Origin of the sequence: Cupriavidus sp. HPC(L) (assembly GCF_000307735.3) — a bacterium.
GTDB lineage: Bacteria > Pseudomonadota > Gammaproteobacteria > Burkholderiales > Burkholderiaceae > Cupriavidus.
Genome location: NZ_AMPR02000095.1, coordinates 1 through 9,513 on the forward strand (window position 1 = coordinate 1; position 9,513 = coordinate 9,513).

Here is a 9,513-nt window from a genome sequence, read left to right on the forward strand (position 1 = left end):
CGATCTGGCGATGCGCGGTCAGCGCATGCACGGCGTAGCGCTCGGGATGGCGCCGGATCACGTCCAGCGTGCTGTCGCCGATCGAGCCGGTGGCGCCAAGGACGGTAATGCGACGCATGAAAAAGGCCTGGGGAAAATCAGAGATACAGGATCAGCAGCGCGGCCAGCGGCAACACCGGCAGCAGCGCATCGATGCGGTCCAGCACGCCGCCGTGGCCGGGCAGCAGCCGGCTGCTGTCCTTCTTGCCGACCTGCCGCTTGAGCAGCGATTCGAACAGGTCGCCGACCACGCTGGCGATCACCATCAGCGTGGTCAGCAGCGCCACCATCAGCAGGCCGTTGCGGTCCGCCACCCGGTCGAACCAGGTCGGCGCGAACGCATGGGTGGCCGCCAGCGACAGCGCCACGGCCAGCGCGAACAGCCAGCCTCCGATCGCGCCTTCCCACGACTTGCCGGGGCTGATGCTGGGCGCCAGCTTGCGGCGGCCGATCGCCTTGCCGACGAAATAGGCGCCGATATCGGCGGCCCAGACCAGCGCCGCGGCGGACAGCAGCACGCCGACGCCGAGGCCGCGCAGCAGCATCGCGGCGTGGCCGAACGCCGGCAGGATCACCAGGCCGACCAGGCCGGCGACGATCGCGAAGGCCGGCGTGGCCTTGCGCACGCCGCGCGCCAGCAGCACGATGGCGACGCCCCAGGCGACCACCGAGGCCTGCAGCAGCCACAGCATCGCGCCGCGCGCCGGCAGGTCATGCCAGGCGATCATCGCGACCACGCAGGCGATCGCGTAGAACCACGGGCCCGCGCCGCGCAGGCCGAGCAGACGGCCGAATTCCCAGGCGGCCAGCGCCACGATCACCGCCATCAGGCCGGCCAGCGCCGCGGGCGGCGCCAGGAACAGGATCGGCAGGATCAGCAGCAACAGGCACAGGGCGGTGATGACACGGGTAAGAAGCATGCGCTGCGAGTCCGGGTTGGTTCGATGGCGAGCGGCCGGCGCGTTCAAGCGGTGCCGGACAGGCCGGACGGCGCCACGACCTGCGCGCTGGTGCGGCCGAAACGCCGTTCGCGCTGCCGGTACGAGGCGAACGCCTTGTCCAGTTCGGCCGCGTCGAAGTCGGGCCAGAACACGTCGGTGAAATACAGCTCGGAATAGGCGAGCTGCCACAGCAGGAAATTGCTGATGCGCTGCTCGCCCCCGGTGCGGATGAACAGGTCCGGCTCCGGCGCGTAGGCCATCGCCAGGTGCGGCGCCAGCGTCGATTCCTCGATCGTCGAGGGGTCGAGCATCGGCTGCTGCAGCAGCATCTTGCGCACCGCCTGCAGCAGGTCCCAGCGGCCACCATAGTTGGCGGCGATGGTCACCGTCAGGCCGGTATTGCCCGCGGTGCGGCGTTCGGCGTCGGCAATCAGTTGCTGGATGCGCGGACTGAAGCGGGTCAGGTCGCCAACCACCTTCAGGCGGATATTGTTGGCGTGCATCTTCACCACTTCGCGCCGCAGCGACATCATGAACAGCCGCATCAGGAAGGTGACCTCGTCGGCCGGCCGCCGCCAGTTCTCCGAACTGAAGGCGAACAGCGTCAGGTACTTGACCCCTCGCACCGCGCACGCCTCCACCACGGTACGTACCGCATCCAGGCCGCGGCTATGGCCGGCGACCCGCGGCAGATGCCGCTGCGTGGCCCAGCGCCCGTTGCCATCCATGATGATGGCGACGTGGGCCGGTACGTAACCGGTCTCGGGGATGGCGAGTGTGGAACTGATGTGCATGATGGTGGACGGGTCCCCGGCGGCGTCATCGCGCCAGTCCGCAGCGGGACCGGCGAGCGGCGCCGCGGCTCAGACCGTCATGATCTCCTTGTCCTTCTCGGCGACCAGCTTGTCGATCTCGGCGACATAGCGGTCGGTCAGCTTCTGCACCTCGTCCTGGCCACGACGCTCGTCGTCTTCCGAGATGCTCTTGTCCTTGACCAGCTTCTTGAACTGTTCGTTCGCGTCGCGGCGCAGATTGCGCACCGCCACCTTGGCGCTTTCGCCCTCGCCCTTGACCACCTTGGTCAGCTCCTTGCGGCGCTCCTCGGTCAGCGGGGGCATCGGCACGCGGATCACCTCGCCGATGGTGGCGGGGTTCAGGCCCAGGTCGGCGTCGCGGATGGCCTTCTCGACCGCGCCGACCATCTTCTTTTCCCACGGCTGCACGCTGATGGTGCGGGCATCGGCCAGGCCGATATTGGCGACCTGGCTGATGGGCACCGGCGAGCCATAGTATTCGACCTGGACATGGTCGAGCAGACCGGTGTGCGCACGACCCGTGCGGATCTTGGCCAGATCGGCCTTGAACGCTTCGATGGTCTTCTGCATCTTCTGCTCGGCGCTCTTCTTGATGTCGGCGACGCTCATCATAACCTCCGGAAAACTGGCTGCCATGACCCCGGCGGACGGGGCCGAAAACGAATCATTCTACTCTGTGCCGTTGCGTGCGCCACCTCGCGGCGGGCCCGCCCGGCGCCTCAAACGTGGACCAGCGTACCCTCGTCTTCGCCCAGGATCACGCGCTTGAGCGCGCCCGGCTTGACGATGGAGAACACCTTGATCGGCAGCTTCTGGTCGCGGCACAGCGCGAAGGCCGTGGCGTCCATCACCTGCAGATTGCGGGAGATCGCCTCGTCGAAGCTGATCGTGGTGTAGCGCGTGGCGCTGGGATCCTTCTTCGGATCGGCGGTATAGACGCCGTCGACCTTGGTGGCCTTGAGCACCACCTCGGCGCCGATCTCGGAGCCGCGCAGCGCGGCCGCGGTATCGGTGGTGAAGAACGGGTTGCCGGTGCCGGCGGCGAAGATCACGACCTTGCCTTCTTCCAGCTGGCGGATCGCGCGCGGGCGGATATAGGGCTCGACCACCTGGTCCATGCGCAGCGCCGATTGCACCCGGCCTTCGATATTGGCGTGCCGCATCGCGTCCTGCAGCGCCAGCGCGTTCATCATCGTGGCCAGCATGCCCATGTAGTCGGCGGTCGCGCGGTCCATGCCGGCGGCGCCGCCGGCGACGCCGCGGAAGATGTTGCCGCCGCCGATCACCACTGCCACCTGCACGCCGAGCTTCACGATCTCGGCAATATCATTGACCATGCCTTCGATCGTGGACCGGTTGATGCCGAAGGCATCGTCGCCCATCAGGGCCTCACCGGACAGTTTCAGAAGGACGCGCTTGTAGGCTGGCATATTCACCCTCGGGCTGGTTCGAGTCTTCGATCTGGGCCTCGCCCCGGAGGGCGGATGCCGCCGGGACCAAGCCGGCTTTCCCCGTGGCCCGGGCGCGTCGGCAGGGCCCGGAGGGCGATGCCAGTCAAAACGGGCGACGGCGAAAACGGGCTCCGCGTCCGGCTCGCGGGCCGGCACGCTGGACGCATGCACCGGCCGTTCGGGCGGCACGCGCCATTGTTCTCTCTTCTTGTGCCGAGGGGCACCTCGCGGTGCCCCTCGGGATTATACGGCGGGCCGTCATCGCGCCAGACCGGCGCCTGCCTCCCGCCCGGGATATCAGCCCTTCTGCGCGGCGGCGACCTGCGCGGCCACTTCGGCGGCGAAGTCGTCCTGGCGCTTCTCGATGCCCTCGCCGACCACGTACAGCGTGAAGCCCTTGACCGTGGTGTTGGCGGCCTTGAGCATCTGCTCGACGGTCTGCTTGTCGTTCTTCACGAACGGCTGGTTCAGCAGCGAGACTTCCTTCAGGTACTTCTGCACCGAGCCTTCGACCATCTTGGCGGTGATCTCGGCCGGCTTGCCCGACTCGGCGGCCTTCTGCTCGGCGATGCTGCGCTCCTTGGCGATCAGGTCGGCCGGCACGTCGGCCGACGACAGCGACACCGGCTTCATCGCGGCGATGTGCATGGCGACGTCCTTGGCGGCGACTTCATCGCCGTCGAACTCGACCATCACGCCGATGCGGGTGCCGTGCAGGTACGAGACCAGCTTGCCGCCGCCGGCATAGCGGGCGAAACGGCGGATCGTCATGTTCTCGCCGATCTTGCCGATCAGCGCGGCACGGACCTGGTCGACGGTCTGGCCGTCCAGCGGCAGCGCCGACAGCGCGGCCACGTCGGCCGGGTTCTGCTTGGCAACGAGCTCGGCGACCTTGGCCGAGAAGCCCAGGAAGTCGTCGTTCTTCGAGACGAAATCGGTCTCGCAGTTCAGCTCGACCAGCGCGCCGGTGGTGCCGTCGATGAAGGCGGCGACCACGCCTTCGGCGGTCACGCGCGAAGCGGCCTTGCTGGCCTTGTTGCCCAGCTTGACGCGCAGCAGCTCCTCGGCCTTGGCCAGGTCGCCGTCCGCTTCGGTCAGGGCCTTCTTGCACTCCATCATCGGCGCGTCGGTCTTCGCGCGCAGTTCAGCCACCATGCTTGCGGTAATTGCCGCCATTTGTCACTCCTTGATTGGTTCACGCACCGCCGCCCGCCGGACCTGGGTGTCCCGCGCCGCGGCCAGCCGCGTGGTGTTCAAAGACTCACCCGCCGTGATCGTAGCCACATCGGATGACAATCATTCCTGCTTGCTTCTTCTCTGCTTGCTGCGCGCGCACCGCGCGCATTCAAAAAAGGGGGCGTACCATGTCGCCCCCTTTTCTGGTGGTCACGCGGCCGGCGATGCCGGCGCGCGCCACGGGTCTGTCAGGGCCGTCCGGGCCGTCCCGCCTGCGGGCGGGGCTGGCCTCAGGCTTCCTCGACTTCGACGAAGTCGTCGCTGCCGCGGACCGCTTCGACCACGTCCTGCACCGCGTTGGCGCGGCCTTCCAGGATCGCGTCGGCGACGCCGCGCACGTACAGCGCAACCGCCTTGCTCGAGTCGTCGTTACCCGGGATCACATAGTCGATGCCGTCCGGCGAGTGGTTGGTATCGACCACGCCGATCACCGGAATGCCCAGCTTGTTGGCTTCGGTCACGGCAATCTTGTGGTAGCCGACGTCGACCACGAAGATCGCGTCAGGAATGCCGCCCATGTCCTTGATGCCGCCGATCGACTTCTCGAGCTTTTCCATCTCGCGCTCGAACATCAGCGCTTCCTTCTTGCTCATGGTGTCCAGCGCGCCGGCTTCCTTGGCGGCTTCCATGTCCTTCAGGCGCTTGATCGAGATCTTGACCGTCTTGAAGTTGGTCAGCATGCCGCCGAGCCAGCGGGCGTCGACGTAGGGCATGCCGGCGCGGCCCGCTTCCTCGGCCAGGATCTCGCGCGACTGGCGCTTGGTGCCGACGAACAGGATGGTGCCGCGATTCGCTGCCAGCTGACGCACATACTTCAGCGCGTCCTGGAACATCGGCAGCGTCTTTTCCAGGTTGATGATGTGGATCTTGTTGCGATGGCCGAAGATGAACGGGGCCATCTTGGGGTTCCAGAAGCGGGTCTGGTGGCCAAAGTGGCAACCGGCTTCCAGCATTTCACGCATGGTGACGGACATTGAATTCTCCAAAAGGGTTCGGTCTGAAGTCCGCCCCGACATTCCTGAACAGGAACACCCCGGATGGGCGGACTCGCGATTTCGCAAGGCAAAACCAAGCGAGCCCGCGATTGTAGCAACATCCCGGCCATCGCTCAAGCCCGCCGCAGGCCGGCCGTTCGGGGGGCACCGTCCCGGTGCGGCGCGGGCTTGTCGCCGCGGCGGGTGCGGCAGGCTGCCGATGGTGCGATAATCCCGGTTTGCCAATCCAGAAACGGGCGCCGCCCTCACGTGCCGCCCGTTACACTTTTTCCGCGTCGCAGCATGAGCATCCATTTGAAGACCGCCGAAGACATCGCCCAGATGCGCGTCGCCTGCCGGCTGGCCAGCGAAGTCCTCGACTACATCACGCCGTTCGTGAAGCCCGGCGTCACCACCGGCGAGCTGGACCGTCTGTGCCACGCCTATATGCGTGACGTACAAGGCACGGTCCCTGCGCCGCTGAATTATGCGCCCCCGGGTTACCCACCCTTCCCCGGCGCGATCTGCACCTCGGTCAACGACGTGATCTGCCACGGCATCCCGGGCGACCGCGTGCTGAAGAACGGCGACGCGGTGAACCTGGACATCACCGTGATCACCAAGGAAGGCTATTACGGCGACACCAGCCGCATGTTCATCGTCGGCGAGGGCTCGATCCTGGCCAAGCGCCTGGCCCAGGTGACCTTCGAATGCATGTGGAAGGGCATCGCCCAGGTCCGCCCGGGCGCCAAGCTCGGCGACATCGGCCACGTGATCCAGCAGCATGCGGAAGCGGCCGGCTACAGCGTGGTGCGCGAATACTGCGGCCACGGCATCGGCAAGAACTTCCACGAGGATCCCCAGATCCTGCACTACGGCCGCCCCGGCACCGGCATGGAACTGCAGGCCGGCATGATCTTCACGATCGAGCCGATGATCAACGCGGGCAAGCGCGACATCCGCACGATGCCCGACCAGTGGACCGTCAAGACGCGCGACCGCAGCCTGTCGGCGCAATGGGAACACACGGTGCTGGTGACCGACACCGGCTACGAGGTGCTGACGGTGTCGGCCGGCACGCAGGCGCCGCCCGCCTTCATCACCGACACGCTCGCGGCCTGATCGCAGGGGGCGCCGGGAGGCGCCCCTGTCGTTTGGGGCCGCGCCGATCGCGCCCGTTCGCCGACTGAACGCACCCTCGCAGCCCTCGCAGCTTCTCGCCGCCCACCCTGCCCCTCATGTCGACCCAACCCGTCCCAGCCATGGATACCTCTCCGGAACTGCTGCTCGCCACGCGCGTGCGCGACCGGCTCAAGGCCGACAAGCAGGCGCTGTTCGATGCCTTCACCGGCGGCGGCCAGGTCGGCTCGCTGCTGACGCGGCTGCGCCAGGCGGTCGACCACGCGCTGGTCGAGTGCTGGCGCGGCCTCGGCCTGCCGGCCGGCATGGCGCTGGTGGCCGTCGGCGGCTATGGCCGCGGCGAGCTGTTCCCGCATTCGGACGTCGACGTGCTGCTGCTGTTGCCGGCCGAGCCGGACGCGGACACCGTCGGCCGCATGGAGAAGTTCATCGGCCTGTGCTGGGACCTGGGGCTGGAGATCGGCTCGTCGGTGCGCACCGTCGACGACTGCATGCGCGAGGCGCGCGCGGATGTGACGATCCGCACCGCGCTGCTCGAGGCCCGGCTGGTGACCGGCAACCGCACGCTGTTCGCCGAGCTGCAGGCACGCTATCGCGCCGAGCTCGACCCGCGCGCCTTCTTCCAGGCCAAGCTGCTCGAACTGCGCCAGCGCCACGCCAAGTACCAGGACACGCCCTACGCGCTCGAGCCGAACTGCAAGGAGAGTCCGGGCGGCCTGCGCGACCTGCAGGTGATCCTGTGGATGACGCAGGCGGCGGGCTACGGCGACAGCTGGAAGGAACTGCGCGACAAGGGCCTGCTGACCGAGCGCGAGGCACAGGAGCTGACGCGCAACGAGCGCCTGCTCAAGACCATCCGCGCGCGCCTGCATCTGCTGGCCGGCCGCCGCCAGGACGTGCTGGTGTTCGATCTGCAGACCGCGCTGGCGGAGGCCTTCGGCTATCGGCAGAACGCCAACAAGCGCGCCAGCGAGCAGCTGATGCGGCGCTACTACTGGGCCGCCAAGGCGGTGACGCAGCTCAACAGCGTGCTGCTGCTCAATATCGAGGCGATGCTGTTTCCCAGCGAGTCGAAGGTCACGCGCGTGCTGAACGAGCGTTTCGTCGAGCGCCAGGGCATGCTTGAAATCACCAGCGACGACCTGTACGAGCGCAATCCGCACGCGATCCTCGAAACGTTCCTGCTGTACGAGCGCACCCCGGGCGTCAAGGGCCTGTCGCCGCGCACGCTGCGCGGCCTGTACAACGCGCGCACGGTCATGGACGCGCGCTGGCGCAACGACCCGGTCAACCGCCAGCAGTTCCTGGCCATCATCCAGGAGCCGCAGGGCATCACGCATGCGCTGCGGCTGATGAACCAGACCAGCGTGCTGGGCCGTTATCTGATCAATTTCCGCCGCATCGTCGGGCAGATGCAGCACGACCTGTTCCACGTCTATACGGTGGACCAGCACATCCTGATGGTCGTGCGCAACATGCGCCGTTTCGCGATCGTCGAGCACACCCACGAGTTCCCGTTCTGCAGCCAGCTGATGGCGAACTTCGACAAGCCGTGGGTGCTGTGGCTGGCCGCGCTGTTCCACGATATCGCCAAGGGCCGCGGCGGCGACCACTCGAAGCTCGGCACCGCCGATGCGCGCCGCTTCTGCCGCCAGCACGGCATCGCGCGCGAGGACGCCAACCTGATCGCCTGGCTGGTCGAGCACCACCTGACGATGAGCCACGTCGCGCAGAAGCAGGACATGACCGATCCCGAGGTCGTCCATGCCTTCGCCCGCGTGGTCGGCAACGAGCGCTACCTGACGGCGCTGTATCTGCTGACCGTGGCCGATATCCGCGGCACCAGCCCCAAGGTCTGGAACGCGTGGAAAGGCAAGCTGCTGGAGGACCTGTACCGCATCACGCTGCGCGTGCTCGGCGGCGCCCGCGTCGATCCGCATTCGCTGTGGGCGCAGCGGCGTGACGAAACGATCGCGGCGCTGCGGCTGCAGGCCTTCGATCCGGCCCGCGCCGAGGCGCTGTGGGAACGGCTCGACGTGGCCTTCTTCCTGCGCCACGACGCGCGCGACATCGCCTGGCTGACACGCCATCTCGCCCACCGCGTCGACAGCGAGCAGCCGGTGGTCAAGGCGCGCGTGTCGCCGGCCGGCGAAGGGCTGCAGGTCGCGGTCTACGCCAAGGACCAGCCCGACCTGTTCGCGCGCATCTGCGGCTATTTCGAGCGCAAGGGCTTCTCGATCCAGGAGGCGAAGATCCACACCACGCGGCATGGCTACGCGCTCGATACCTTCCAGGTCTTCGATCCGGGCGTCGTCGGCGGCGGGCGCGACACCTATCGCGACATCATCGCGCTGGTCGAGCACGAGCTGTGCGAGCGGCTGACGCATCAGGCGCCGCTGCCCGAGCCGACCCAGGGCCGGCTGTCGCGCCAGTCGCGCAGCTTTCCGATCAAGCCGCGCGTCGACCTGCGGCCCGACGAGCGCGGGCAGTATTTCCTGCTTGAGCTGTCGGCCAACGACCGCACCGGCCTGCTGTACGCGATCGCACGCGTGCTGGGCCGCCACCATATCTCCGTGCATACCGCACGCATCAACACGCTGGGCGAACGGGTCGAGGACATGTTCCTGGTCGACGGCAGCCGCCTCGCCGCCGACAATCGGCTCGAAATCCAGCTTGAACAGGACCTGCTCGCGGCGCTCGACATCTGAGCCGCGACACCATTGAAACCATGAGCGATCAACCCTCCCCCAAGCGCAAGACCTTGGGACTGAAATCCGCCGCGGCCGGCACGGGTACCGGCGCGGCCCGCAAGAGCGGCGCCACCCGGCCGGTACGCGTGTCCGATCTGAACCGGCGCCGCGTCCAGACGGTCGCCGAAGGCGTGCGCGCCGCGCAGCAACGCGCCGAGGCCGGCGGC

Annotated in this window: 9 protein-coding genes and 1 pseudogene; 3 read left to right on the forward strand and 7 right to left on the reverse strand. The window is 67.6% G+C overall.

What is annotated here, in order from left to right; translation table 11 throughout:
• The 7 genes from B551_RS25530 to rpsB all read right to left on the reverse strand — a co-directional run.
• On the reverse strand, positions 1–118 hold a 118-nt coding region (locus tag B551_RS25530; RefSeq protein ID WP_157071930.1), incomplete at its 3' end, for a hypothetical protein.
• A gap of 19 nt (positions 119–137) precedes the next feature.
• A complete protein-coding gene (locus B551_RS07215) occupies positions 138–959 on the reverse strand; it encodes a phosphatidate cytidylyltransferase (protein WP_006578098.1) in 822 nt (273 codons plus the stop codon).
• 44 nt (positions 960–1,003) lie between these two features.
• Positions 1,004–1,774, reverse strand: a complete 771-nt coding sequence (locus B551_RS07220) for an isoprenyl transferase (RefSeq protein ID WP_006578099.1) — start codon at positions 1,772–1,774, stop codon at positions 1,004–1,006.
• Between the two features lie 69 nt (positions 1,775–1,843).
• A complete protein-coding gene (gene frr, locus B551_RS07225; RefSeq protein WP_006578100.1) occupies positions 1,844–2,404 on the reverse strand; it encodes a ribosome recycling factor in 561 nt (186 codons plus the stop codon).
• A 110-nt stretch (positions 2,405–2,514) separates the two neighbouring features.
• Positions 2,515–3,225, reverse strand: a complete 711-nt coding sequence (pyrH, locus tag B551_RS07230) for a UMP kinase (RefSeq protein ID WP_006578101.1) — start codon at positions 3,223–3,225, stop codon at positions 2,515–2,517.
• A gap of 318 nt (positions 3,226–3,543) precedes the next feature.
• Entirely contained in the window at positions 3,544–4,422 is an 879-nt protein-coding gene (gene tsf, locus B551_RS07235; protein ID WP_006578102.1) for a translation elongation factor Ts, read from the reverse strand.
• Between the two features lie 290 nt (positions 4,423–4,712).
• Complete coding sequence (rpsB, locus tag B551_RS07240) at positions 4,713–5,456, reverse strand: 30S ribosomal protein S2 (protein WP_006578103.1); 744 nt, start codon at positions 5,454–5,456, stop codon at positions 4,713–4,715.
• 303 nt (positions 5,457–5,759) lie between these two features.
• Here rpsB and map point away from each other — a divergent pair, with 303 nt between their 5' ends.
• From map to B551_RS07255, 3 genes and pseudogenes are all read left to right on the forward strand, one after another.
• Positions 5,760–6,578, forward strand: a complete 819-nt coding sequence (map, locus tag B551_RS07245; protein ID WP_006578104.1) for a type I methionyl aminopeptidase — start codon at positions 5,760–5,762, stop codon at positions 6,576–6,578.
• A gap of 140 nt (positions 6,579–6,718) precedes the next feature.
• Positions 6,719–9,304, forward strand: coding sequence for a [protein-PII] uridylyltransferase (locus B551_RS07250; RefSeq protein ID WP_006578105.1), 2,586 nt, complete (start codon positions 6,719–6,721; stop codon positions 9,302–9,304).
• A gap of 20 nt (positions 9,305–9,324) precedes the next feature.
• Positions 9,325–9,513, forward strand: a pseudogene (locus B551_RS07255) (hypothetical protein); the annotation flags it as partial.